The sequence below is a fragment of the Flavihumibacter fluminis genome (genome assembly GCF_021491375.1).
In the GTDB taxonomy this organism is placed as follows: domain Bacteria; phylum Bacteroidota; class Bacteroidia; order Chitinophagales; family Chitinophagaceae; genus Flavihumibacter; species Flavihumibacter fluminis.
Map to the genome: position 1 here is coordinate 536019 of NZ_JAKEVY010000002.1, position 26182 is coordinate 562200.

Genomic DNA, 26182 nt, shown 5'->3' on the forward strand with positions numbered 1-26182 from the left:
AATATATGAGCAAAACCATAGCCATCATTGGCGGAGGAAACCTCGGCCTTTCCATTGCAGAGGGATTGACCGCAGGTGGATTTTTATCTCCCGGTCAAATCACGATTACCCGTCGCAATACCACCCTGCTCCAGCCTTACCAGCAACAGGGCATGACGATTACCAGTGATAATGCTGCTGCTGCCGCTGCGGCAGATGTAATTCTACTGGCAGTTAAACCTTTTCAGATCAGGGAAGTGATCCGGGAAATTGCCCCCAGCCTTATGGCTGACAAACTATTAATTTCAGTAGTAACGGGTGTAAGTACCCAGGAAATGCGGTCTGAATTACTGGAGGATAAGATTCCGGCCATTTTTCGCGCCATGCCTAATACCGCGGTTGCTATTCGGGAAAGTATGACCTGCCTGAGCCATTCCAAAGCAAAGGAGGACCAGGTGAATTGGGTACTGGAATTGTTTAGCCAGGTTGGCAGGGTAGTGATTATAGATGAAAAACTGATGGATGCTGCCACGGTATTGGGTGCTTGTGGTACGGCCTATGCCATGCGCTACATCCGGGCGAATATCCAGGGTGGTATTGAGATAGGTTTTGATGCCAAAACCGCCAGCCTGATTGCTGCACAAACAGTAAAAGGTGCTGCCGAATTGCTGCTTCAGAAAGGCACGCATCCCGAATATGAAATCGATAAGGTAACCACTCCGAAAGGATGTACAATTGCTGGCCTCAATGAAATGGAGCACCAGGGGTTTAGTTCCTCCCTTATAAAAGGGATATCAGCGAGTTATGTGAAAATCCAGGCGGATAAATAATATTTGATACAGTTATTCGTTTTAGATTATGCGAGGGTAAGAGAATGCACCTAGATATTAGGATTTTTTTATACCTTCGCCGTTCCTAACCTGTGAATAACCTAGAATCTAATAGTATGAAGCGAAATTTAAGTGTCTGGATATTGTTGGTTGAAATATTGGCGATCGTTGTGATCCACGCTAATAAAGATCAGGCGGAAAAGATCAAGGAGATTTTCATGAAGAGAAACCACTCCGCTTTCATTAAAACAACACCTATTCAGCCTTTGGAAATTTCTCAAGTTAATATTAAGTAATAAGCAATAATCACCAAAAGGAAAAAATAGGCATCCGGGTTTCCGGGTGCCTATTGTCTTTTTACCCTATCTTTGCATGACCTCCCGGATGAACATATTGCAATTTTCCGCAAGGTCACATCAGCCGCGTTCACTATAACAAAATTTAACTGGTAATTTAAGTTGCAACTGGCCAACAGGCCATGGGCAATTATTTTTTTTGGACGCAGGCCACTGGAATAAAAAATTGAAACTTAATTGATATGGCCAAGTACATTTTTGTTACAGGTGGGGTAACTTCTTCCCTGGGTAAAGGAATTATTGCGGCATCCCTGGGTAAGTTGTTACAGGCCAGGGGGCTGAAAGTGACGATCCAGAAATTTGATCCTTACATAAACGTGGATCCGGGTACATTGAATCCTTACGAGCATGGTGAATGTTATGTAACGGAAGACGGTGCTGAAACTGATCTGGATCTTGGCCATTACGAACGTTTTCTGAGCATTTTTACCAGCCAGGCAAATAATGTGACTACTGGCCGGATTTATCAGACAGTCATTAATAAGGAGAGAGAAGGCGCCTACCTGGGTAAAACCGTTCAGGTTGTACCACATATTACAGATGAAATTAAAAGGCGTATGCTGCTCCTTGGGCAGGGAGGATATGATATTGTAATTACCGAAATTGGTGGAACCGTGGGCGATATCGAGAGTCTGCCTTTTATTGAAGCAGTGCGTCAGTTACAGTGGGAATTGCCCGAAGAAGATTGTGTGGTAGTGCACCTCACCCTGATTCCCTACCTGAAAGCAGCAAAAGAATTAAAAACTAAACCTACCCAGCACAGTGTTCGTATGCTGAGCCAGGAAGGCGTTCATCCCGACGTGATTGTATGTAGAACGGAGGAACCACTCGGGCCAGAAATCCGGAGGAAAATTGCGCTCTTTTGTAATGTAAAAAAAGAAGCAGTGATTGAGGCGGCTGATGCGCCTACTATTTATGAAGTGCCTTTGGCCATGATGCGTGAAAAGCTGGACCTGATCTGCCTGAGGAAAATGAACATAACCCAGTATTCAGAGCCTGAGTTAAGTAAATGGAAAGAGTTCCTGGATAAACTAAAATATCCTAAGAGCAAAGTAACAATCGGATTGATTGGAAAATACATTGAATTGCAGGATGCCTATAAATCCATTTTGGAAGCTTTTGTGCACGCCGGAGCAATGAATGAGTGTAAGGTTAATATTGTCAATGTACACAGTGAATTCATCACTGAAGAAAATGTAGTGGAGAAATTAAGCCACCTTGATGGCTTGCTGGTGGCTCCCGGTTTTGGACATCGTGGAATAGAAGGTAAAATCATTGCTGTAAAATATGCACGTGAAAATCAGCTGCCCTTCTTTGGTATTTGCCTGGGCATGCAGATGAGTGTAATTGAATATGCCCGTAATGTACTGGGCTGGTCGGAAGCACATTCAACTGAAATGGATCCGAACACCCAACGTCCGGTCATTGATCTGATGGATGCACAAAAAACAGTAACTGCCAAAGGAGGTACCATGCGATTGGGAGCTTACCCGTGTAAGATTGAAGAGGGCACCCTGGCGCATCGTATCTATGGCGCCACAGAGATTTCTGAGCGCCATCGGCATCGCTGGGAATTCAATAACCAATACCTGGCTGATTTTGAAGCAGCAGGCTTAGTCGCAAGCGGTAAAAATCCGGAAACAGGTTTAGTGGAAATCGTAGAGATTCCAACTCATCCCTTCTTTATTGGTGTTCAATACCACCCGGAACTGAAAAGCACGGTAGAAAATCCGCAACCTATATTCGTTCATTTCGTAAAAGCCGCCAAGGAGTTTGCAGAAAGAAAGGATGGGGTGAAAGTTTTACAGAGTATGGAATAGTGTCATTGGGCGTGGCATCTTACGTTTCACGTCTCACATCTCACGTTTTCCCTATCTTCGCAGGTCTTAAAAATAGTTCGGATGCAAAGCATGGATCGTAATACGATAATTGGTTTTGTGCTGTTAGGCGTACTTCTTTTTGTTTATCTGTTTATTTCTTCCAAGAATAGCAGGGAATTAGAAGCACAGCGGCTTCGGCAGGCAGATTCTCTGGCAAAAATTGAACTGGTTAAGCAACAGGCTGCCCAGGCAAGGATTAAGAACAGTGCCGCTGTGGTTACAGCAGCGTTGGATTCAAATGCCACCGGATGGGCCAGACACCTGGTAGGAACCAGTTCCCTTCATACTGTTGAAACAAACCTCTTAAAAGTAACATTCAATAATAAAGGCGGCCAGCCGGTGCAGGTTGAACTGAAAAAGTACAGCAGGTCAGACAGTAGCCTGGTTTCAGTAATTGAAGACGGCAGCGACCAGTTCAGTTTCCCGGTATTGACTGCCCCCAATCAGAGTACGGCTTCTTCAGACCTGTTTTTTCAGTTGAAATCAGCCCAGCAGGATGCCAGCGGAAATCACATTATTGTGTATGAAGCAACTGGTAATTCCGGTGAATCCATTCAGCAGGAATATATCATTCATCCCGATTCTTATCTGATCGACTTTAACCTCCGGCTTCAGGGAACAACTTCCATGATCCCTCAACAGAACCTGCAACTGCAATGGAATGTAGCGGCTATGCAACAGGAAATGGATGCCCGTTATGAAAGGGAGCAGTCGCAGTTGATTTTGGTGGAAAATGGGGAATATGATTATTTCAATCTATTCTCCAATGACACGGAAAGCTTTGACAAAACCGTGCAGTGGGCTAGTATCAAACAGCGTTTTTTCAATGCAACCCTAATTAACAAAGAAAAATTCGACAAAGCGAAATTTGATTGGTCAACGCCTGCGGATGACAGCACCCGCATGATTGTGGCCGTTAAAGCCAACTTTGAAAAAAAGCTGCCGGCCGGAACACAGGCAACCTTGCCAATGCAGTTTTATTTCGGTCCAAATGATTACAAACTGCTTCGTTCCCTTGGTATTGAGGACATGGATAAGATCGTGAACCTGGGCCAGGGGCCTTATGCATTTGTACGCCCGATTAACCAGTATATCGTAATGCCTGTGTTTGACTTTATAAAAAAGTTTTTCAGCTCTTACGGATTGGTGATTGCATTGTTGACGATTTTCATACGATTGATCACTTCACCGCTGGTTTACTCCAGTTACCTGAGTGGTGCCAAAATGAAAGCCCTCCGTCCTGAGATTGATGCACTGAAGGCGAAGTATGGTGATGATCAACAGACCTTTGGAATGGAGCAGATGAAACTTTTCCGTGAAGCTGGTGTGAACCCCTTAGGTGGTTGTATTCCAGCTCTGTTGCAGATTCCTATCTTCTTCGCCTTGTATAGCTTCTTTAACTCTTTCCTTGCATTAAGAGGGGAATCCTTTTTATGGGCAACTGATCTGTCTATGTATGACGTGATTGCCAAATTGCCTTTTCATATTCCATGGTACGGAGATCATGTGAGTCTGTTTACCCTGACGGCAGTCATTACCAGTTTTCTGATTTCCATTTACAATATGAATATGACACCGGATCAGAACAATCCGATGTTAAAATACATGCCGTATATCTTCCCGGTACTGCTACTGTTTTTCTTTAACAGACTGCCATCAGCGCTTACCTGGTATTATACGGTCTCCAACCTGATTACACTTGCACTCCAATGGGTAATTCAGAATTATATTATCGATCACGATAAGATTGTTGCTCAGTTGGCTGCTAACAGGGCAAAACCAAAGTCGAAGTCAAAATGGCAGGAGCGCCTGGAGCAAATGCAGGAAACGCAAAAGAAGGTGCAGGAAATGCAGAAAAAAGGCAAATAGCCAACTAAAAATGGTTATTTTCCGTCTGCTTATCAGCATGATCAACATGAAAACAACCTTTTTTACCCTGTTGGGCCTTCTATTGGTAACAGGAACTTTAGCCCAGAAAAGAGTATCCGATCTTACCATCGTATATGATGCGGTAATCACAACCGGTGCTGCTGAACCCAAGCTGGCGGATGCCTTCGATGGTGCCACTACTACTGTTTACCTGAAGGGCGGCCTTAGTCGTTCCGAGATGCAGAGTGCGCTGGCCAGCTTTACTACCATTCATGATGCCCGGACTGGTTCTGCTGTGGTTTTACAGGAAGTTGGAGGACAAAAAGTACTGATCCGCATGACTGCGGCCGATTGGAAAGACAAGAACCGCAGGTACGAGGGTATTGAATTCACAACTACTGGAGAAACAAAGCAATTGGCTGGATATACCTGTAAAAAAGCAGTAGCATCCCTTAAAGATGGATCTACCTTCACTGTTTATTATACGGAGGACCTGGTTCCGGAAAACAATCATTACAACTCCCAGTTTACCAATCTCCGTGGCCTTCCGCTGGAATATGAATTGCAACAGGGTAAACTGACCATCAAATACGTTGTTTCACAGGTGTCACTGAATCCTGTACCAGTTTCTAAATTTGATATTCCTAAAGAAGGATATAGAGAAATGAGCTATGAGGAGAGTAAGAAGGGGAGAAGGAATTAAGTGAGAGGTGAAATGTCAGACGTGAGACGTGAAATGTGAAAATGTCATCTTTATTAAAGGCGAATAGCCTTATTTGCAAGAAAAGAAGGAGAAAACTGTAAGAGAAGAATTACTTATTGATGCGTACTTTCAGATTAAGCATCTGAGTACTGCTGTTGCAGGGAGTAGTTTTGCCTACTGAAATCCTGCTATTGTAAGGCATAATGTAGGTGGTATTACCTTTCTGATAAGTAACCAGTGTGTTGATGGATAAAGTTCCATTGGTTACTTTAGAACTGTTGAAACCTAAGCTTCCTTTGTAACTGGGACCAGCTTTAAGAGTAAATCCTGCAGTTGTCCTGATTGGAACGAAATCTTCGGTTGCTTTGGAAGCTTTTTTCGCTTTTTTCTCACCTCCCATACTAGCAACCGCTAAACCGGTAACGCTCAGGAAAACAGCAGCTACCAACAGTTTGAGGCTGTATTTAGAAATTCTGGTATGGAGGTTTAACAACATATTTGTACAAAAATAGATAAAAGATTTGGAAAATTCCTAACCGTTGATCACAAATTTTAATATATATGTAACGCATGTTGATAATTTTTGTTACATAAACTTGGAACTTTTTTTTGTTTAAGTTAAATTGTAGTAACCAAGATTCATGAAAGAATACCCCTTTCGACAGGATAAAGAGGACATGGAGGAATTATTGAGGTTGTACAACGACAGGAAATCCGGCCGTTCCAGCAGCTTTCTCGATGAGGAGTCCTTTGAGAAAATCATTAATTATTTTGATGATAAGGAAGATTTGGTGCAGGCACAGGAGGCCTGTGATCTGGGGGTTGAACAATTTCCCTACTCAGCAGCACTTCTTTTCAGAAAAGCCGACATCTTAATTGCCACCCGGAAATACCGTGAAGCCCTGGAAGTGCTGGACCTGGCAGAATTACTCGACAGTCGTAATATTGAACTATACATTCTTCGCACAGATGCCTACCTGGCATTGGATGAACAGGAAAAAGCGATTCATCTCCTGGAAACTGCCCTTGGAGAATTTGAAGGAGAGGAAAAAATCGAATTGTTGTTTGAACTCGCGGATGTGTATGATGATTATGAAGAGTTTGAAAAGATTTTTGATTGCCTCAAACTTATTCTCGAACAGGAGCCTACCAATGAGGAAGCGTTGTATAAAATTTGCTTCTGGACCGATTTTACCGGGCGCAATGAGGAAAGCATCAAGTTGCACCAGCAGATTCTGGAAGATTATCCTTACAATGAGCTCGCCTGGTTTAATCTGGCTGCCGCCTACCAGGGCCTGAAACTCTATGAAAAAGCAATAGATGCTTACAAGTATGCCATCGCCATTGATGAAAAATTTGATTATGCCTACCGGAATATGGGCGATGCCTATATCCGGCTGCGCAAATTCAAAGACGCCATCGAAGTATTGGAAAAAGTACTGGAACTGTCGAGGCCGGAAGATGTGATTTTTGAAGCCATCGGGCATTGTTACGACAAACTCAAAAATTATGGACAGGCCAGGATTTATTACCGCAAAGCCGTGCATCTGAATCCGGATGACAGCAAGTTGTACTATAAGATTGCCTGCACTTATATAAACGAAGAACAATGGGCACAGGCAGTTAAGCAGCTGGAAACTGCCATGCAAATTCATAAATCTGTACCCGAGTTCAACCTGGCCATGGGGGAATGTAAAGTACAGTTGGGAGAAGCAAAAGATGCCATTTTTTATTTTTCCAATGTGGTAAGAGCCCGGCCCAAAAGTGTACAGGGCTGGGAAGCACTGGTTCGTTGTCTCTACCTGAATAAGTTTTACGAGGAAGCGATGGAGCAGGTGTTAGCGGCCTTACAGCATACAGAAGGAAAACCGGTTTTTATATATTATAAAAGTGCTATATTATTCGCCCTCGGTAAATCTAAAGAAGGGTTGCTCTATCTCGAAAGAGGATTGCAGAAAGCTCCCCGACAACTGAAAGAATTTGTTGCACTTAACCCAACAATTCTCCAGAATCAACTCGTAGTTGACCTGATTGCGCGCCACCGAAAAACCGGAAAAGCGTAATGTGGCTGCTGTTTCCTATTTTTGCGCGGTTTCTATCCAAAAAAAAGTGTAAATGAATTTTAACCTATCGCAAATTCCTGAACGGGTTGCCAAACCCCGTAAGTCCGGAATTACCATGGTAATGGATAAGGGTCTGAGTATTGAAGAGGCTAAAAATTTTCTGAGTGTAGCTCACCCGCATGTAGACATCGTCAAGTTTGGATTCGGAACATCTTTTGTTACCCCCAATTTGCGGGAAAAGATAGCCGTTTATAAATCCTTTGGTATCCCTGTTTATTTTGGCGGAACGCTGTTTGAAGCCTTCCTGATCCGCAATCAGTTTGAAGACTTTATTGCTGTTTGCAAGGATTTTGAAGTAGACTACATGGAAGTTAGCGACGGCTCGATCACCATACCGCACGCAGAAAAATGTGGTTACATTGAAAAACTTACCAAACATGGAACCGTTCTGAGTGAAGTGGGAAGTAAGGATGCTGCACATATTATTCCTCCCTACAAATGGATTGAATTGATGAGGGCCGAGTTGGAGGCAGGATCCACTTATGTGATCGCGGAAGCAAGAGAAGCCGGTAATGTCGGTATCTATCGTGGAAGCGGTGAAGTACGGGAAGGCCTGGTACAGGAAATCCTGACCCAGATTCCAGAGGAAAAAATCATCTGGGAAGCTCCTCAAAAAGCACAGCAGTTGTATTTCATAGAGCTGATTGGTTGTAATGTTAACCTCGGTAATATCGCACCTTCAGAAATGATTTCACTGGAAGCGATGCGTTTGGGACTGAGAGGCGATACCTTCCACCTCTTCCTGAATAAAGAAATGGCCTGATGCGCTACTTTGGTTTAATTGGCTATCCCTTAAGTCATTCATTTTCCAAAGCCTACTTTAACCAAAAGTTTGAACAGGAAGGAATTCCTGCGCAGTACGAAAATTACCCGATCCCTTCGATTGAGGAGTTCCCCGAATTACTTCGGCAACACCCTCTGCTCGAAGGGATTAATGTTACTATTCCCTATAAAGAAGCGGTGCTTCCCTATCTGCACAGTGTTTCGGAGGTGGTCCGGAAAACTGGTGCCTGTAACTGCATCCGTATCCGGAGTGGACGCCTGGAAGGATTTAATACCGATGTGCTGGGTTTTGAAAAGTCACTTCTGAAATCACTCCAGCCCAGGCATGATCGCGCCCTGGTACTGGGTACCGGAGGTGCTTCCAAGGCGGTACAGTTTGTACTGGATAAACTTCGCATACCCTTTACCGTAATCAGCAGATCTGCTGATCCTGCTGCTGGCATTCTCAGTTATGCCGAACTCAATTCAGAATTGCAGCACAACTCGCGTTTATGGATCAATACCACGCCCCTCGGTATGCATCCAAATGTAGTTAGTTGCCCCCCCGTAGATTACGCTCAGCTTGGATCCGATCATTATTTATATGACCTCGTATATAATCCAGCTGAAACGCTTTTCTTAAAAAAAGGAAAGGAAAGAGGAGCCATAACAGAAAACGGTCATGATATGCTTTTGATCCAGGCAGAAGAGGGATGGAAAATCTGGAATGCAGATTAACTATATGGCTGCAATTTTTTCTTTGGCCTCTGTAGGGATGCCCGTCACTTTCTTGTTGGTGTAATCATAACAGACCATGCCGGTTCGGGCATTCGCAATTACTTTGGTTTCTCCTGAAACCGTTTTCAGTAATTGGTAATAAAGATCAAATCCAACCCGACCTATTTCAGTGGCCATAACTCTGGCAATGACTTCATCTCCATAAAACAGTTCCTGTTTGAATTCTATCGCAACATCACTCATGATAAGTCCGGCTCCGGCAAAATTCAGTTCAGTATAACCTGCTTGCAGCAAAAATTGCATCCGGGCTTCATGAATGATACTTAGAATGGTATCGTTCCCAACATGACCTCCGTAATTCAGGTCGGTTATGCGAACTGGAATCCGGGTTTCGAATGAAAATCCGGATGGCATGGTTAGTTTAATTCGGCCCATGTAAACTGAAGATTTATTGTTCCTCCAATAGTTCTTTCAATTGCAGAATATCAAAGAGGTTTCCCGGATCCGGGATATAGGGTGATTTGAGTAATTGCTGTTCAATCGCATTTATGGAGTATCGGCTATTCCCGTTTTCGGAATAGGTGAGTTGGTGATAAATAGGAGCATATTTGGCAGACAAGCGAACCGAATTGCCATTATTGGAAGCGATCCGAATGTACCGGCTATCTGTATGCTGTACGGGCAATTGCTTGATGGCCGAATTCAAAAACTGGCTGACCAATTCTTTTTGCCAGTTACTGCCAATCGTCTCAATTGCGATACGGTTTCTCCTTACCAGGGCATATGCCGGTTCTCTTGGATCATGGTTTTTAGCACCACCCGAAAAATTTGATTGTTTGTCGCGGTTGCTTACTGCAGCAAACTCCTCCGCAGCCGGTTCCGGTGACTGAGTGGGTGGAACTGTACCGGAAAGGGTGGCTACTGCCTGTTCGGTGGTAAGCGGGATGGTGGAAGTTGCCATCTCACTGGCATCTTTGAATGGAGATGACCAGAGAACCCAGGCAATAATTCCTATTACTGCAGCAGCAGCACCATAGCGAATCAGGTAAGGAGAGAGCGTGCGTACAGGAACATCACCTCTTCGGAACGTAGGTTGAGTGGATGTTTGAGAGATTTGTTCTGCAATAGCTGACCAACTGGTTGCAGGAGGGGGGGAATCCCAATTGTTGAGTTTTTGGGCCAATTTTTTTTCGGCATTCCATTCGCTCATTTCACGGGAAATATTTTCCCAGGCGCCTGGTGGCGGACTGGCTTCCCATTGATTTAATTTATGGCTGAGTGGATCCCTCATCTGTTGGCTTGTTTACGTTGTACCCCTAAAAATTCAGCAACTTTTTTTTGCAAAATTGATTTTGCCCTTGCCAGTTGCGATTTACTTGTTCCTTCACTTATGGATAAGAGTTCCGCAATTTCCTTGTGGGAGTATCCTTCAATCACATAAAGATTAAAGACTGCCCGGTATCCTGGGGAAAGTTCCTGCACCAGTTGTACAATATCCCTTTCAGCGAGTTGATCCAATACGGAAACCGAAGCATCTTCTATGCCTCGTTCCTCCTGTTCTGAAATACTGTTCAGATGAACTTTCCTACGGTATTGCTCAATGGAAGTATTGACAAAAATGCGCCGCATCCAACCTTCAAACGATCCTTCGTGCCTGTATTTTTCCAGGTTCCGGAAAACCTTTATAAATCCTTCCTGCAAGAGATCCTGCGCATCATCATTATTGCCTGCATACCGGAGACAAACCGCATACATTTTAGGTGCATACTTCTGGTAAAGGGCCTCCTGCATTTTCGGATCACCTTCAATACTTCCTTTGATTAAGTCGCTATCGTTCATAGTTTGGTTGCCTCCACTAATAAAAAATCCACCAGTTTGTCGGTGGCTTTTCGCCTGTGACTGTATTGTTGTTTCTCTTCCAGCGTCATGTCGGCGAAACATCTGTCCGATCCATTGGGAATGAATACCGGATCATATCCGAAGCCCTGGTTACCACTTGGCTGTTTGCTGATGCGGCCCTCACAAATACCTTCGAACTGGAATTCCTTCCCGTTTAAAATTAAGGAAATGACGGTTCTGAACCGGGCCCGGCGATCATTTTCATTCCGGAGTACATCCAACAACTTGTTTATATTCTCTTTTGCACCTGCCGTTGAACCGGCATACCGGGCTGTTTTGACGCCTGGAGCCCCATTTAGTGCCACTACTTCCAATCCGGTGTCTTCACTGAAACAGTTGGCGCCCGTGATTGAGTGTATCACCCTCGATTTCTCACTGGCATTAGCTTCCAGGCTATCATGAGGTTCTGGTATCTCCTGTTCAATTCCCGCCTGCTTAAGTGTTTTCAGACGGATGGTGGCAGGTAATAAGGGTTGGATTTCAGCAATTTTATGGAGGTTATTGGTAGCAAATATCAGTTCCATATTGTTTCTTTTAGGCTATATGCCCAGCATGGTTTTCAATCCTTCCCACAGCAGTCTTTTCAGCGGTTTCACTGCCTCAGTTTGCTGGTTCAGTTCTTCCAGGGAGGGGGCTATCATCAATTTTAAATTCAGAATAGGCTGAGGAGTCAATACCGGCAAACCTGCAGGTAAGCCCACAACCGGATGAGGCAGCCCAAAGCAGAGCATTTGCCGGGGAGCCAGTTCCTTTTGCAACTGCTCCATTCCGGGGTTTTGCCTTGCCATATTTACAATGGCTACATCGGCGAGGGTTAGCTGGCAGGCTTTTAATACAGAGCTGAGGAATTCCAGTGAGGCCTCGGCTATATGAACGGTATCGGGATAAAATACCAGGATTGCCAGGTTCCGGTTGTTCTTACCAAGATACTGTATGGGCACTTCGGGCTGTATGGGCGCTTTTTCCCATCCTCCGGATTTTTCCTCCATGACGACGGGTAAATCTTCAGCCCTGCCTTTTGTGGAAGCGATATCAGTTGTCAGTACCAGACTTTCCGGATACAAATCGGCTACCTGGTGCTGGGTTAGTCGAATCGAGTTTAACGACATGAAAACTTGCGGTATTTTTTACTAACAATTGTTAGTGATTTTGGCCGGATGGTTTGGCTACCCAGCAAAATCATTGTTTCTTTGCAGCAAATGTACCAAATATGATTGCAGCATTCGATATACCGGTTACGAAAGTTGACCGGAGCAGACTGAGTGATACACCTTTGGAAAACCTCCCGTTTGGCCGATATTTTACAGATCATATGCTGGAAGCGGAATATGCGGATGGTGAGTGGAAGTCTGTACAGATCAGGCCATACCAGGCACTTAGCCTGGAACCCTCCCTTGCAGCCCTTCATTATGGCCAGGCCATTTTTGAAGGTATCAAAGCCTACCGTGATGCAGAGGGCAATGCTTTTATTTTTCGACCTTTCGACAATTTCAGACGATTCAATACATCTGCTGCCCGGATGAATATGCCGGAAGTGCCGGAGGAAATCTTCATGGAAGGTATGCGTAAGCTGATTGCGCTCGACAAGAACTGGATCCCTGCCATTAAGGACCATTCGTTGTATATCCGTCCTTTCATGTTCGCTACTGATTCCATGCTGGGGGTTCGTCCTTCTGCCACCTATAAATTTTTGATCATTTTGAGTCCCACCGGACCCTATTTCGCAGCACCTATGAAGATCCTGGTAGAGGAGCACTATACCCGTGCTGCGCCGGGCGGGGTAGGTTTTGCCAAGAATGCCGGGAATTACGGGGGCAGTATGCTGGCCGTAACCGAAGCTCAGAAACAGGGCTACGACCAGGTGCTCTGGACCGATGCGTTTGAACACAAATGGCTGCAGGAAGTGGGAATGATGAATGTGTTCTTTATAATTAATGGGGTAGCAGTAACACCTTCCCTGGAGGAAGGAACCATTTTACATGGAGTTACCCGCGATAGTGTAATGGTGGTATTGAAAGAAATGGGACTGCCTGTTGAAGAGCGCAGGATCAATATTGATGAACTCCTGGCTGCCTATGGCAAGGGGCAATTGCAGGAGGTTTTCGGAACCGGCACTGCTGCTGTAATAGCAATGGTTAAAGAGTTGAAGTACAAAGAGTTTCAGATGACATTTAATGTAGATAACAGCCCCATTGCAAAAGCCGTAAAAGAACGCCTGAATGCTATCCGGGAAGGAAAGGCCGAGGATTTGCACCAGTGGATGTGGAAAGTTTAGAATTTAATTTTGTTTTTTCGGTAAGGGATTCTACCTTTGCCGTCCCAAATAAATAAGGTTAGAATGCCTACAATTCAGCAATTAGTAAGAAAAGGTAGAGAAATCATCAAGGCAAAGAGTAAGTCCAGAGCACTGGATGCCTGTCCTCAACGCAGAGGTGTTTGTACCCGTGTGTACACCACTACACCTAAAAAACCGAACTCCGCTCTCCGCAAGGTAGCTAAAGTTCGTTTGACCAATAAGGTGGAAGTTATCGCTTATATTCCGGGTGAAGGTCATAACCTGCAGGAGCACTCCATCGTATTGATTCGTGGAGGTCGTGTGAAGGACTTGCCGGGTGTACGTTATCACATTGTTCGTGGTAGCCTTGATACTGCCGGTGTGAAAGACAGAAAGCAGAGCCGTTCCAAGTACGGAACCAAGAGAGACAAACAAACTGGTAAAAAATAATTTAAAATAGTTCTCCGATGCGTAAAGCACAAGCCAAAAAACTTCCTCTGGCCCCTGATGCCAGGTATAACGATAAACTGGTTACCCGTTTTGTCAACAATATCATGTGGCAAGGGAAAAAGAGTGTAGCCTTCGAAATTTTCTATGATGCCGTTGATAAGGTGAGCAAAATCACCAATGAAGATGGTTATGAAATCTGGAAAAGAGCGATTGCTAACGTAACTCCTGCTGTTGAAGTACGCAGCCGTCGTATCGGTGGTGCAACCTTCCAGATTCCTTCTGAGGTTCGTCCCGACAGAAAGATTTCCCTCAGCATAAAATGGCTGATCCGTTACAGCCGCGAGCGCAACGGTCGCAGTATGGCTGATAAACTGGCCAATGAGATCATTGCAGCCAGCAAAGGGGAAGGTGGTGCTTTCAAGAAAAAAGAAGACACTCACCGTATGGCTGAAGCCAACAAGGCATTCTCACATTTCCGGGTTTAACATTCTAACTTACCTTTTCATAGGCCGGTCCGCTCACAAGCGGACCGGTTTTTTTGTGGTGTATCTGAAACACTTATTTCGTACATTCATTGCCCAAATAATACCCAAAATTTCAGGTTATGTCTACCAGGAGAACTTTTTTAAAACAAGCCTCCCTGCTCACGCCTGCGGTGATGCTTGTGCCCGATTTTTTAATGGCGGAAAAAAAGAACCGTTCTGTCGGTATCCAACTTTATACATTGAGAGAACTTGTAGCGAAGGATCCCCGTGCTGTTTTGCAGCAGGTGGCTGCTGCCGGTTATAAGGAAGTGGAGTTATATGGATTCGGAGGAGGTAAGTTTTTTGGCATTCCCGTAGCTGAATTTTCATCGTATATGAACGGCCTGGGACTCTCGGTACCCAGTGGGCATTACATGCCTGTAAAATTCCTGTTTTCAGACGAGGATGCCGGTAAAGCAGAGCTGGATGAACATATCCAGGCGGCCCTTACCATGAAAAGCAATTTTCTGACTATTCCCTGGTTGCCACCCGATAAGCGTTCCAGTTTGGATGATTATAAAAAGATATCAGCCAAATTGAATGTGGCCGGAGAAGCCTGTAAAAAAGCAGGTATCCAGTTGGCCTATCATAACCATGATTTTGAATTTGCAAATCATGGAGGTCAAACCGGTTTCGATGTGATGACCAGCTCAACCGATGCAGACCTGGTAAAATGGGAACTCGATTTGTATTGGGTCGTATTTGCCGGCCTGGATCCGGTTCAGATATTCAGCAACCTGAAGGGAAGGGTTCCTATGTGGCACGTGAAAGATATGGACAAGGCAAACCGGGCTCAGAATACAGAGATCGGAAACGGTACTATTGATTGGAAACGAATCTTTAAAGCCGCCAAAACTTCCGGAATGAAGCATTTCTTCGTAGAGCAGGAAAACAATTATGTTCCTGATCATTTGGAAAGTGTAAAGCGGAGTATAGGCTATATCAAGGGAAGCCTGATCTAAGTGAAACGTGAGACGTGAGATGTGAGACGAATAAAACAGATTCTCACGTCTCACATCTCACGTTTGACATCTCACATTTGACATCTCACGTCTGACGTCTCACTACTTCCTCATTGCCCAACGAATTCCCTCCGCTACATGCATGAGGAATTTCTCATCCTGGTAGGCTTCACTGGTGTGACCAAGGCCGGTATAAAACAGACGGCCTCCATCAAATTCCTGGTACCAGGCAATGGGATGGCTTGTCCCCATTTTACCCCCTTCGTAGGACTTTTCATCAAGTTCAAGTAATACCTTAATTGCAGGGGATACAGATTTGTAGTTATACCATTCATCTTTGTGAATCCAGCTGGATCCAAGATGTGCAGTTGCCGGATGCTTTTCCTTTACGATAAGCGTTGCCGACTGTATAGCCGGGTGTGATTCGAAATATCCGCCGATCAACTGGTTATACCAGGGCCAGTCATATTCGCAATCAGCTGCAGCGTGAATTCCTATAATTCCCCCACCTGACCTAACATACTGTTGCAGTGCTGCTTCCTCATTGGGACCAAATACATTACCCGTATTATTCAATAAAATGATAGCACTGAATTGTTTCAGGTTATTAGTATTGAAAACAGAACTGTCTTCGGTAGTCACCATCTTCCAGTTGTTCTTTGCAGCAATTGTTCCGATCGCTTTGATTCCATCCGGAATAGAAGCATGCCGAAAACCACGGGTTGCAGAAAAAACCAGGATGGTATTTTCTGTTTTCGCAGGAGAGCCGGATTGATCAGGCAGCGCGAAGAATGCTGTCAGCAGCAGTAAAGGGCTCATTGCCCAAAGAAGAATTGTTTTCATGTTGAAATGATTGTTGCAGGAAAAAAAACTGCCCCCTCAGGAGCAGTTTTGATATCAGAGTTTACGAATCTTGATGTTTTTGTACCAGACATTATCACCATGATCCTGTAAGGAAATATGACCGGAACGGAACACTCCGAAATCAGAAAGATCCTTGAATTTGCTGTTGGCAACCAGATTTTTCCAGGCATCATCCCACAGTGTTGTTTTCACTACGGTAGTACCATTCAGTTTCAGTTCGAGTTGTCCGTTATTCTGAATGATTTCAGCAAGGTTCCATTCACCCACCGGTTTAACGGTTTCCTGTGATGATTCGATCAGATCGTACAAATCTCCTGCTCTGTGTTTGCGGATTTTCGCATCTGGGTGACCGTTATTATCCAGAACCTGCATTTCCATACCGGTATACCAAACATGTTTGTATTTGGAACGGTCATCTTTCACATTGAAAATGATACCACTGTTACCATTAGGCGCGATTTTCCATTCCACTTTGAAATGATAATTTTCAAATGCCTCATTGGTTACGATATCACCGCCGCCTGATGTCTGCCATCCGGCTTTGTTGGTGGCATCTAAATAAAGTGTTCCGTTTGCCACTTTCCAGGCTGCACCTACTTCATTTTTTCCATAGGTATGCCAGCCATTGGTAGTGGTTCCATCAAACAACAATACCCATCCTTCCTTCTTCTCCTTTTTGGATAATGTGTTATCAGTAATTAATTCTTTTGAGCTGGAACAGCCGGCCATACCAATCAGAGCAAGTCCAACCATTAGATTTTTAATCATATTAGTTGGTTTTCAATGAAAGGATATATTTTACCATGGTCTTAGCATCATCCTCAGAAATCTGAGGGTGTGGAGTCATGGGTACTTCTCCCCATACACCGCTACCGCCTTTGATAATTTTACCTGCCAGGTCGGCGATTGTAGCATCATCCGCAGTGTATTTATTGGCTACATCCTGATATGACGGACCAATTGCTTTTTCATTTACTTTATGACAGGTAAGGCAATCACTTCCGGCGATCAGTTCAATGCCCTTTTCTTCTTCTGCGGAAGGACCTGCAGCAGGAGCAGTTTGTTCAGTGGCAGCGGCTTCTTCTGTTTTTTTCTCTTCAGTTGCCTGGTTTCCACAAGCGAAGGCAATGGCGCTGATGCCTGCCAGAATCAAATACTTTTTCATGTTTTTTTGTTTATTGAATACCTAAAATCTTTTTGTTGAAATTTTCATCTGATCCTGTTCCTGCAAAATCATCAAATGCTTTTTCAGTAACGCGGATAATATGATCCTGTATAAAGATAGCACCTTCTTTAGCACCATCTTCAGGATGTTTAAGGCAGCACTCCCATTCCATTACAGCCCATCCTTTGTAATCATAGGCCGCCAGTTTGCTGAATACACTTCCGAAATCAACCTGGCCATCGCCCAGCGAACGGAAACGTCCGGCACGGTTAATCCAGCTTTGATAGCCGCCGTATACCCCCTGTCTGCCGGTTGGATTGAACTCAGCATCTTTTACATGGAACATGCGGATCCGTTCGTGATAGATATCTATATAGTCCAGGTAATCCAGGCACTGTAACACAAAATGGGATGGATCGTATAAGAGACAGGCTCTGGCGTGGTTGTTAACTTCCTTCAGGAACATTTCATACGAAATGCCATCATGCAAATCTTCTCCAGGGTGAATTTCATAACAGAGATCTACACCGTTTTCTTCAAATACATCCAGGATGGGTTTCCAGCGCTTGCCCAGTTCACGGAATCCTGTTTCTACCAGGCCGGCTGGTCTTTGAGGCCAGGGATAAACTGTGTGCCATAACAGCGAGCCGCTAAATGTGGCATGCGCATTTAATCCCAGGTTACGGGATGCCTGAGCAGCATATTTCAACTGTTGTACGGCCCATTCGGTTCTTGCAGTGGCATTACCTCTAACCGATTCAGGAGCGAATCCGTCAAAGAGTTCATTGTAAGCGGGGTGAACTGCCACCAGTTGCCCTTGCAGGTGCGTGGAGAGTTCAGTAATGGATAACCCACATTCTTCTACTGTACCCCGTACTTCATCTGCATAAGTGTTGCTTTCAGCTGCTTTTTGCAGATCTATGCACCGCGGATCCCAGGTTGGAATCTGTACACCTTTAAATCCCAGTGATTCCGCCCAAAGGCAGATGGCCTTCAGGTTATTGAAGGGAGGCTGATCGCCCAGAAACTGGGCTAAGAAAATACCAGGACCTTTTAATGTTGTCATGATGTTTGATTAGTGAATATGGTGAATAAGATGAATAGTGAATTAGAGCTTTGTCCATTTTTGTTCACTGGCATTGCTCTCCACAACTTTTTCAACAAACAGCATACCCCGGATTCCCTCTTCTATGCCAGGGAAATCAAGCCATTCCGGTTTCGCATCCGTACCATTCATCCGGGCCTGAAGTGTAAATGCAAAGTTGCGATAGATATTGGCAAATGCTTCCAGGTATCCTTCCGGATGGCCGGGAGGTGTACGGGTTCCCATCCGCGCAAAACTGCTGAGATAAGGCGTACCTGCTCTATACACCTGGGCAGGTTCATGTAACCATTTTACCATCAGGGTATTGGCATCTTCCTGTTGCCACTCAATTCCACCTTTTTCACCGTAAACCCGGATTTTCAGATTGTTTTCTTCCCCGGCAGCTACCTGGGTAGCGAAGAGATTGCCACTTACTCCATTTTCAAAACGAAGCAGTACAGAACCGTCATCATCGAGCAAACGACCAGGTACGGTGATCTGTAAATCTGCGCAAATCGCTTCTACTTTTAAGCCGGTAACATATTCGACCATATTGAATGCATGTGTTCCGATATCACCCATGCAGCCGGAAATACCACTTCTTTTGGGATCCGTTCTCCATGCTGCCTGTTTGTAATTACTGCCTTCCCTAAATTCGGTTAACCATCCCTGTGGGTATTCAACATATACTTTCCGGATCTTACCGATTTTACCAGTGGCCAGCAATTGTTTGGCTTCCTTGATCATCGGATAACCGGTATAGGTATGGGTGAGGCAGAAGAGTGCTCCTGTTTTTTCAATCACCTGTTTTAGTTCCAGGGCTTCTGCGAGGCTAAAGGTGACGGGTTTATCCAACACCACGTGGAAACCGTTTTCCATGGCCAGTTTAGCCGGACCAAAATGCATATGGTTGGGAGTAACAATGGATACGAAATCCATGCGTTGATCTTCCGGCAGTGTTTTCTCTGTGAGGATCATTTCCTCGTATGAAGCATATGTACGGATAGGAGGGAGCCTGAGTGCTGCTCCGGTTTGTTTTGATTTGTCTGCACTGCTGCTGAAAGCACCACAAACCAGTTCGATTTCTCCATCCAGCCAGGCTGCCATACGGTGTACCGCCCCAATAAATGCATCCAGGCTTCCGCCTACCATGCCCATTCTGAGTTTTCGTGCAATCGTCATCTATGAGAGATTTGATGGAATTGAATTTATTTATAACTCACACATTCGGTATTCTCCTTTTCGGTATAAGCGAGGTTGTATTGCTTTAATACATCTTCGGGTACTCCATTCCACTGGTTTGGTTTGTTACCTGCATAACCAATATCCTTTACCCCGATTTCCGAGGTGTAAAATCCGGTACAGGTAAGATCGCGCATGAGGTTGAAAAAGTTAACCCCAGGTTTCATTTCAGCTTTGGCTTTATTGGGATAGGCAATCTGATCCACCATAGCTATTCGTTGTTGCTCATTGCAATCCTTAAACGATTTTTCAAACTGACGCAAACATTGCAGGTCCAGCCACCGTAATCCACCGCGCATGGGTGTCTGGTGTTCAGGCATATCCTTTACTATAAACTCAATAAAATCGGGCACTTTGGCATCAGATGCACTGCCACTCACCTCATCTTTCGGAATGATGATATCTGCCAGTATGGTGATGGTTGCCATCTCGTGTTCGGTAAAGAACTTATCTGCAGTGATTTTATTGTAGTGCTCCACTTCTTCCGGCATCCGGTCAATTTTACCGGCACCGGCAGCATCCGTTTTGGGAGCATCCGCTTTTTTATCCGTTTCCTTACAGGCATCCAGCAGGAGTCCGGTGGAAAGTGTTCCCAGGGCAAGTGCTTTGAGCGATTTTCTTCTATCCATAGTAAGGAGTATTTAAAGGTTATTCTTTTTAAGCTGATCAACAATATATTCACTGGCCCGCATGGAAAGCGCCAGGATGGTCCAGGTGATATTTTTATCTGCCTGGGAAACAAAAGGCGCACCATCTACAACAAACAGGTTTTTGCAATCATGTGCCTGGTTCCATTTGTTGAGAGCGGATTGTTTGGGGTCATTTCCCATTCTGGCGGTACCTGCTTCGTGAATGATTTTTCCAGGTGTGTGCAGGCCGTAATTGTTCTCCGGACCATCATCACCTCCCCAGGTAATCACAGCTCCCATTGCATGCATTATTTCCTTGAAGGTTTCCTTCATGTGTTTGGCCTGGTTGATCTCGTGTTCACTCCATTTTACATTAAATTTCAGTACAGGAATACCGTATTTGTCAACCACATTCGGATCAATTTCACAGTTGTTATGCCGGAAGGCAACAGCTTCGCCGCGACCTGCCATTCCAATGGAAGCTCCATAGAAGAAACGCTGGTCTTCCTTGAGTGAAGCGCCATATCCACCGGCTTCTTTTTGTTTGCCATTCACCAGGAATTTTCCATTCATACTCTGGATGCCCATACCGAATCCATACGCAGGCTGGCCTTGTCCACCCCAATATTCAATATGATATCCTCTTGGGAAGTCCAGCTTCTTATTGTCCAGCCACCAGGGAGAGTACACATGCATGCCTCCAACGCCATCTTCATTATAGCGTTTGCGATCGAAAAGTTGTGGCAATACACCACCCATATCTGCACCGGTGGAATCATGCAGGTAACGGCCAACCACATCCGAAGAATTCGCAAGACCATTCGGGTGTCGGGGAGATTTGGAATTCAGCAGGAGGCGGGCGCTTTCACAGGCACTGGCAGCCAATACCACGATCCGTCCCTTTACCTGGTATTCCATCAAATCATCTTTATTTACATAGGAAACTCCGGTAGCCAATCCCTCTTTGTCAGTCAGCACTTCACGTGCCATGGCGTTTGGAATGACATCTATGTTGCCGGTTGCCATTGCGGGTTTTACCAATACGGAAGAAGAGGAGAAATCTGCATACACCTGGCAACCACGACTACACTGTCCGCAGTAGAAACAGGCACCTCTTTTATCATTGATCGGTTTGGTGAGCATGGACATGCGTGATGGTATCACACGAACACCGGCTCTGGTTGCCGCGTTCTTGATAAAGAGTTCGTGCAGGCGGGGTTTGGGAGGCGGAAGAAAAAATCCGTCCGGATCGTTTTCCAAACCTTCATTTGTTCCAAATACGCCAATTAGCTGATCAACTTTATCGTAGAAGGGTTTAATATCCTCATATCCAATTGGCCAATCTTCACCCAGACCATCTATACTTTTGCGTTTAAAATCCTTGGGACCAAAACGCAGTGAAATTCTTCCCCAGTGATTGGTACGTCCACCTAACATACGGGCGCGGAACCAGTCCCACTGCGTACCAGCCGCTTTGGTATAAGGTTCTCCATCAATATCCCATCCCCAATAACAGGCGTCAAAATCACCGAATGGGCGAAAACGCGTAGCAGCACCTCTGCGGGGAGATTCCCATGGATTTTTAAGCTGTGTAACGTTCTTTGCGGGGTCGTACATCGGTCCCGCTTCCAGTAAACAAACCTTTAATCCGGCGTTGGCCAGTGTATAGGCAGCCATACCTCCACCGGCTCCTGAACCAACAATGATTACATCGTAGTTGACGGCCTGCTTTTTAATTTGTAATTCGCCCATTTTGTTGCTTGAAATTTGAATGATCTATAAAAAGAGGGTTGAAAATACGGATGGTTTTGGACACTATCAACAAACAGTTTCTATATAACAAATTAGTTTAACCTAACGACTGTTATCTTCTTTTTTTTTACCACATTCTTCTTCGATGATGGAAATATCTGTGAAAAACATAAATTTATGACTGCCTTTATTTTTAACAACCTCAATGATATGCAAGCCAACATTAACCGAAACAAACTTTTTGTAGCAAGTTGTCTCTCTCTTTTAGTAACCTCTTTGTCATTTGGAATCCGGGCCGGTATCCTGGGAACACTGGGAACACAATTTAACCTGAGTGCATCAGAACTGGCCTCCATTGCGGCTACTGCATTCTGGGGATTTCCGCTGGCCGTTGTAATTGGTGGTATGGTGGTGGATGCCATCGGGATGAAGAAATTATTGGTGATCGCCTTTCTCTTTCACCTGGCAGGAATTGTGCTCACCATTTTTGCGGGTGGATTTTGGACCTTATTCCTTTCAACCTTATTAATTGGAATTGCCAATGGTACAGTGGAAGCGGCCTGTAACCCACTGGTTGCAACTTTGTATCCCGATAACAAAACCACCAAGCTCAACCATTTTCATTTGTGGTTTCCAGGTGGCATATTCATCGGTACTTTAATTGTGTTCCTTTTTGAAAAAATGGGAATTGGCTGGCAGATCCAGGTTGCGATCATGCTGATCCCGACTGTAATCTACGGCTACCTCTTTTCCAAGCTTGATTTTCCGGTTACAGAGCGGGTTGCATCAGGTGTGTCAACTGCAGAGATGTATAAATCAGTAGGTACGCCATTATTTGTTTTCATGTTTATCTGCATGTTTGGAACTGCGATCACTGAATTGTTTACCGGCCAGTGGGTAGGTGTTTTATTGAATAATGTAACAGACAATGCGATCCTGATTCTGACGATCACTACAGGTGTAATGGTGGTTGGTCGCGGATTGGCTGAGCCGATCGTTCATCGCTTTTCACCACAAGGCGTATTATTGATATCAGCCATACTGGCTGCTATCGGTATTTATATGATGAGTACGGTTACAGGATCCATGCTGTATTTTGCTGCACTGATCTTCGGAATCGGGGTATGCTATTTCTGGCCAACCATGCTGGGATTCGTTGCCGAAAACATTCCGAAATCAGGAGCACTTGGATTGAACCTGATGGGTGGAGCCGGTATGTTTGCCGTATCCATTTATACTTTGTTTATGGGTGGGTTTTATGATCGCCTGATTGCTGAAAAACTTCCTGAAGGTGCATCCATGGAAGCCTATCGTACAGCCGCTGCCGGAACTACAGAAGCAGCCAAATATGCAGAAGCGCAATTGACTGCTGGTCCGGATGTACTAAAAGCGACTGCAATTATTCCGGTTATTCTTACTGTTGCATTTGCCGGACTGGTTTTTTACATGCGAAATAAAAAGAAACCTCAGTTGGCTGGAGCCTGATCAGTTATGAAAAAAGTAAATTCGAGAAGAAAAGCCGTAAAACAGATGCTTGCTGCAGGAGCTGGAATTGCTCTGGCACCGACTGCAGGTTTCGCCGCCGAAAAATCAGCGGCATCCATTACCATGAAGGGAAACATCAATCATTCTGTATGTCGCTGGACCTATGGTCATTTAAGCCTGGATCAGTTGTGTGTAGTAGCAAAGGAAATTGGAATCAAAGCTATTGACCTGGTAGGGCCGAAAGAGTGGGATGTGTTGAAAAAGCATGGCCTTGATTCTTCCATGTGTAATGGTGCCGAAATAAACCTGGTACAAGGATTCAACAATACGACGTATCATCAGAAACTGATTGAAAATTATGCTGCGATGATACCCCTGGTGGCAAAAGCCGGTTACAAAAATCTGATTTGTTTCAGTGGTAACAGGGATGGCATGGATGATGAAACAGGCTTACAGAATTCGGTAATTGGTTTGAAGAAAATCCTGGGACTGGCTGAAAAGCATGGGGTGATCCTGACTATGGAATTGCTGAACAGCAGGGTTGATCATAAGGATTACATGTGTGATCGTTCTACATGGGGTATTGAATTGTGCAAACGACTGGGATCTGAAAATTTTAAATTGCTGTATGATATCTATCATATGCAGATTGATGAAGGCGATATTATACGTTCCATAAAAAGCAATCATCTTTATTATGGACATTATCATACAGCGGGTAATCCAGGCAGACATGAGCTGGATGAGAACCAGGAGTTGAATTATCCAGCTATCATGAGAGCGATTCATGCAACAGGCTTTAAGGGCTATGTTGCACAGGAATTTATTCCTACGGCTACCGATAAAATAGCCTCACTAAGAAATGCAGTTACTTTATGTGATATATAAAACCAAAACTAAACGCTACATTTTAAACAACTGTTATGGCAGAGAATACGTACGATGCAATTGTCATAGGGTCTGGCATCAGTGGAGGCTGGGCTGCTAAGGAGCTGACCGAAAAGGGGCTCAAAACCCTTATGCTTGAAAGGGGACGTGACGTAGAGCATGTAAAAGACTATGTAAATGCAAACAAGCATCCCTGGGAATTCCCACATCGGGGAGGAAGAACTCAGCAAATGATCAAGGATTACCCGGTATTAAAAAGGGATTATCCATTAAATGAGACCAACCTTGATTTCTGGGTGAATGAAAAGGATTGCCCTTATACTGAGGTAAAACGTTTCGACTGGTTCCGTGGTTACCATGTGGGAGGGCGATCGCTTACATGGGGGCGTCAGAGTTATCGATTCAGTGATATGGATTTTGAAGCCAATCTGAAAGACGGGCATGGCGTGGACTGGCCGATACGTTATAAAGATATTGCTCCCTGGTATAGTTATGCTGAAAAATTTGCGGGTGTAAATGGTTCGAAGGAAGGGTTGCCTCATCTGCCAGATGGAGAATTTCTTCCCGCGATGGAGCTGAACTGTGTAGAAAAAGATGCGGCTGAGCGGATTCGTAAGCATTATAAGGATGCACGTCGCCTGATTATTGGCCGAAGTGCCAATCTTACGGCTCCCCATAATAACCGGACCAATTGCCAGTATCGCAATAAGTGTTGGCTGGGGTGTCCGTTTGGAGCTTATTTCAGTACACAGTCAGCAACATTGCCCGCAGCAAAAGCTACTGGAAATCTGACGCTTCGTCCATGGTCAATTGTTACCAAAATCCTGTATGATAAGGACACCAAAAAAGCAAAAGGGGTTGAAATCCTGGATGCAGAGAACAATAAGACCTATGAATATTATGCAAAGATCATCTTCCTGAATGCCTCGGCCTTAAACAGTACCTGGATTCTGATGAATTCTGCAACAGATATCTGGCCGGATGGATTAGGAAGCAGCAGTGGTGAATTAGGCCATAACCTGATGGATCATCATTTGGGTGTAGGCGCTGGAGGAATTGTTGAAGGATACGAAGACAAATATTACTTCGGTCGTCGCCCCAATGGTTTTTACATTCCTCGTTTCCGCAACCTGAATGGAGATGAAGGCAGGGGATATGTACGTGGATTTGGATACCAGGGTGCTGCCAGTCGCCAGGGTTGGAGCCGAGATATCGCAGAACTGAATATTGGTGCAGAACTTAAGGAGGCGCTTACCGAGCCGGGTACCTGGACGATGGGTATGGGTGGATTTGGAGAGATCCTGCCATATCATGAAAACAAGGTAACCCTGGATAAAACACGTACTGATAAATGGGGGCTGAATGTTCTCGCTATTGATTGTGAGTTGAGGGAAAATGAGCTGAAGATGCGGGAGGATATGATGAACGATGCTGCGGAGATCCTGGAAGCAGCGGGAGTTAAAAATGTAACCAAGCGGGATGGAGATGGTACTATGGGACGCGGTATTCATGAAATGGGTACAGCCAGAATGGGCCGTGATCCGAAAACTTCCGTATTGAATGGATGGAACCAGGTATGGGATGCGCAGAATGTATTTGTGACAGACGGGGCCTGTATGACATCCGGAGCCTGTGTGAATCCATCGCTGACGTATATGGCTCTTACTGCAAGGGCTGCCGATCATGCCGTATCTGAATTGAAAAAAGGAAATCTTTAATTGAT

General features: G+C 44.8%; 27 protein-coding genes. 14 read left to right on the forward strand and 13 right to left on the reverse strand.

The features are described from left to right. Positions 1-5 precede the first annotated feature (5 nt). From proC to L0U88_RS08560, 4 genes are all read left to right on the forward strand, one after another. A complete protein-coding gene (proC, locus tag L0U88_RS08545; protein ID WP_234865574.1) occupies positions 6-809 on the forward strand; it encodes a pyrroline-5-carboxylate reductase in 804 nt (267 codons plus the stop codon). A gap of 538 nt (positions 810-1347) precedes the next feature. Further along, the gene (gene pyrG, locus L0U88_RS08550) at positions 1348-2985 is read left to right on the forward strand and encodes a CTP synthase (RefSeq protein ID WP_234865577.1); all 1638 of its coding nucleotides are present in this window, start codon (positions 1348-1350) and stop codon (positions 2983-2985) included. A gap of 81 nt (positions 2986-3066) precedes the next feature. Further along, the gene (yidC, locus tag L0U88_RS08555; protein ID WP_234865580.1) at positions 3067-4914 is read left to right on the forward strand and encodes a membrane protein insertase YidC; all 1848 of its coding nucleotides are present in this window, start codon (positions 3067-3069) and stop codon (positions 4912-4914) included. Between the two features lie 46 nt (positions 4915-4960). Continuing rightward, on the forward strand, positions 4961-5617 hold the full coding sequence (locus L0U88_RS08560; RefSeq protein WP_234865581.1) for a DUF4412 domain-containing protein: 657 nt from the start codon (positions 4961-4963) through the stop codon (positions 5615-5617). Positions 5618-5726: 109 nt separating this feature from the next. Here the strand turns inward: L0U88_RS08560 and L0U88_RS08565 are convergent, their stop codons facing one another. After that, positions 5727-6113, reverse strand: coding sequence for a hypothetical protein (locus L0U88_RS08565; RefSeq protein WP_234865584.1), 387 nt, complete (start codon positions 6111-6113; stop codon positions 5727-5729). Between the two features lie 145 nt (positions 6114-6258). Between L0U88_RS08565 and L0U88_RS08570 the strand changes: the two genes are divergently transcribed. Genes L0U88_RS08570 through L0U88_RS08580 form a run of 3 tightly spaced genes read left to right on the forward strand, consistent with a single transcriptional unit; the run spans position 6259 to position 9240 of the window. Beyond that, complete coding sequence (locus tag L0U88_RS08570; protein ID WP_234865587.1) at positions 6259-7680, forward strand: tetratricopeptide repeat protein; 1422 nt, start codon at positions 6259-6261, stop codon at positions 7678-7680. 52 nt (positions 7681-7732) lie between these two features. Further along, a complete protein-coding gene (locus L0U88_RS08575; protein WP_234865589.1) occupies positions 7733-8503 on the forward strand; it encodes a phosphosulfolactate synthase in 771 nt (256 codons plus the stop codon). Continuing rightward, positions 8503-9240: a shikimate dehydrogenase family protein gene (locus L0U88_RS08580; RefSeq protein ID WP_234865591.1), complete on the forward strand. Its 738-nt coding sequence runs from the start codon at positions 8503-8505 to the stop codon at positions 9238-9240. The genes L0U88_RS08575 and L0U88_RS08580 overlap by 1 nt, the downstream gene beginning before the upstream one ends. Here the strand turns inward: L0U88_RS08580 and L0U88_RS08585 are convergent, their stop codons facing one another. Genes L0U88_RS08585 through L0U88_RS08605 form a run of 5 tightly spaced genes read right to left on the reverse strand, consistent with a single transcriptional unit; the run spans position 9241 to position 12248 of the window. Then, on the reverse strand, positions 9241-9675 hold the full coding sequence (locus L0U88_RS08585; protein WP_234865594.1) for an acyl-CoA thioesterase: 435 nt from the start codon (positions 9673-9675) through the stop codon (positions 9241-9243). A gap of 13 nt (positions 9676-9688) precedes the next feature. Next, entirely contained in the window at positions 9689-10531 is an 843-nt protein-coding gene (locus L0U88_RS08590; RefSeq protein WP_234865597.1) for a hypothetical protein, read from the reverse strand. Next, complete coding sequence (locus tag L0U88_RS08595) at positions 10528-11079, reverse strand: RNA polymerase sigma factor (RefSeq protein ID WP_234865600.1); 552 nt, start codon at positions 11077-11079, stop codon at positions 10528-10530. The genes L0U88_RS08590 and L0U88_RS08595 overlap by 4 nt, the downstream gene beginning before the upstream one ends. Then, on the reverse strand, positions 11076-11663 hold the full coding sequence (gene rdgB, locus L0U88_RS08600) for an RdgB/HAM1 family non-canonical purine NTP pyrophosphatase (RefSeq protein WP_234865601.1): 588 nt from the start codon (positions 11661-11663) through the stop codon (positions 11076-11078). Before rdgB ends, L0U88_RS08595 begins: the two co-directional genes overlap by 4 nt. A 15-nt stretch (positions 11664-11678) precedes the next feature. Continuing rightward, positions 11679-12248: a hypothetical protein gene (locus L0U88_RS08605; protein ID WP_234865604.1), complete on the reverse strand. Its 570-nt coding sequence runs from the start codon at positions 12246-12248 to the stop codon at positions 11679-11681. Positions 12249-12349: 101 nt separating this feature from the next. Between L0U88_RS08605 and L0U88_RS08610 the strand changes: the two genes are divergently transcribed. The 4 genes from L0U88_RS08610 (at position 12350) to L0U88_RS08625 (ending at position 15350) form a co-directional block, all read left to right on the forward strand. Then, on the forward strand, positions 12350-13414 hold the full coding sequence (locus L0U88_RS08610; RefSeq protein ID WP_234865608.1) for a branched-chain amino acid aminotransferase: 1065 nt from the start codon (positions 12350-12352) through the stop codon (positions 13412-13414). Between the two features lie 63 nt (positions 13415-13477). After that, positions 13478-13864 carry a 30S ribosomal protein S12 gene (gene rpsL / locus L0U88_RS08615; protein WP_150846709.1) on the forward strand — a complete coding sequence of 129 codons (387 nt, stop codon included), beginning with the start codon at positions 13478-13480 and terminating at the stop codon, positions 13862-13864. A gap of 17 nt (positions 13865-13881) precedes the next feature. After that, positions 13882-14349, forward strand: coding sequence for a 30S ribosomal protein S7 (gene rpsG, locus L0U88_RS08620; RefSeq protein WP_234865611.1), 468 nt, complete (start codon positions 13882-13884; stop codon positions 14347-14349). A gap of 119 nt (positions 14350-14468) precedes the next feature. Next, entirely contained in the window at positions 14469-15350 is an 882-nt protein-coding gene (locus L0U88_RS08625; protein ID WP_234865614.1) for a sugar phosphate isomerase/epimerase family protein, read from the forward strand. Between the two features lie 102 nt (positions 15351-15452). On the opposite strand, the gene L0U88_RS08630 is transcribed toward L0U88_RS08625, so the two are convergent. Genes L0U88_RS08630 through L0U88_RS08660 form a run of 7 tightly spaced genes read right to left on the reverse strand, consistent with a single transcriptional unit; the run spans position 15453 to position 22086 of the window. Further along, positions 15453-16193, reverse strand: coding sequence for a ThuA domain-containing protein (locus L0U88_RS08630; RefSeq protein ID WP_234865617.1), 741 nt, complete (start codon positions 16191-16193; stop codon positions 15453-15455). A gap of 54 nt (positions 16194-16247) precedes the next feature. Beyond that, complete coding sequence (locus tag L0U88_RS08635; protein ID WP_234865620.1) at positions 16248-16982, reverse strand: 3-keto-disaccharide hydrolase; 735 nt, start codon at positions 16980-16982, stop codon at positions 16248-16250. A 1-nt stretch (position 16983) separates the two neighbouring features. After that, positions 16984-17379, reverse strand: coding sequence for a c-type cytochrome (locus tag L0U88_RS08640; protein ID WP_234865621.1), 396 nt, complete (start codon positions 17377-17379; stop codon positions 16984-16986). Between the two features lie 10 nt (positions 17380-17389). Then, a complete protein-coding gene (locus L0U88_RS08645) occupies positions 17390-18445 on the reverse strand; it encodes a sugar phosphate isomerase/epimerase family protein (RefSeq protein ID WP_234865624.1) in 1056 nt (351 codons plus the stop codon). Positions 18446-18487: 42 nt separating this feature from the next. After that, positions 18488-19645: a Gfo/Idh/MocA family protein gene (locus L0U88_RS08650; RefSeq protein WP_234865627.1), complete on the reverse strand. Its 1158-nt coding sequence runs from the start codon at positions 19643-19645 to the stop codon at positions 18488-18490. A 26-nt stretch (positions 19646-19671) separates the two neighbouring features. Then, positions 19672-20334, reverse strand: a complete 663-nt coding sequence (locus L0U88_RS08655; RefSeq protein WP_234865629.1) for a gluconate 2-dehydrogenase subunit 3 family protein — start codon at positions 20332-20334, stop codon at positions 19672-19674. 12 nt (positions 20335-20346) lie between these two features. Next, on the reverse strand, positions 20347-22086 hold the full coding sequence (locus tag L0U88_RS08660) for a GMC family oxidoreductase (protein WP_234865631.1): 1740 nt from the start codon (positions 22084-22086) through the stop codon (positions 20347-20349). A gap of 177 nt (positions 22087-22263) precedes the next feature. Here L0U88_RS08660 and L0U88_RS08665 point away from each other — a divergent pair, with 177 nt between their 5' ends. From L0U88_RS08665 to L0U88_RS08675, 3 genes are read left to right on the forward strand one after another with little or no spacing between them, the layout of a single operon-like run. Next, complete coding sequence (locus tag L0U88_RS08665; RefSeq protein ID WP_234865634.1) at positions 22264-23571, forward strand: MFS transporter; 1308 nt, start codon at positions 22264-22266, stop codon at positions 23569-23571. Between the two features lie 6 nt (positions 23572-23577). Next, entirely contained in the window at positions 23578-24459 is an 882-nt protein-coding gene (locus L0U88_RS08670) for a hydroxypyruvate isomerase family protein (protein WP_234865635.1), read from the forward strand. 35 nt (positions 24460-24494) lie between these two features. Next, the gene (locus L0U88_RS08675) at positions 24495-26177 is read left to right on the forward strand and encodes a GMC oxidoreductase (RefSeq protein ID WP_234865638.1); all 1683 of its coding nucleotides are present in this window, start codon (positions 24495-24497) and stop codon (positions 26175-26177) included. The last annotated feature ends 5 nt before the right edge of the window (positions 26178-26182 follow it).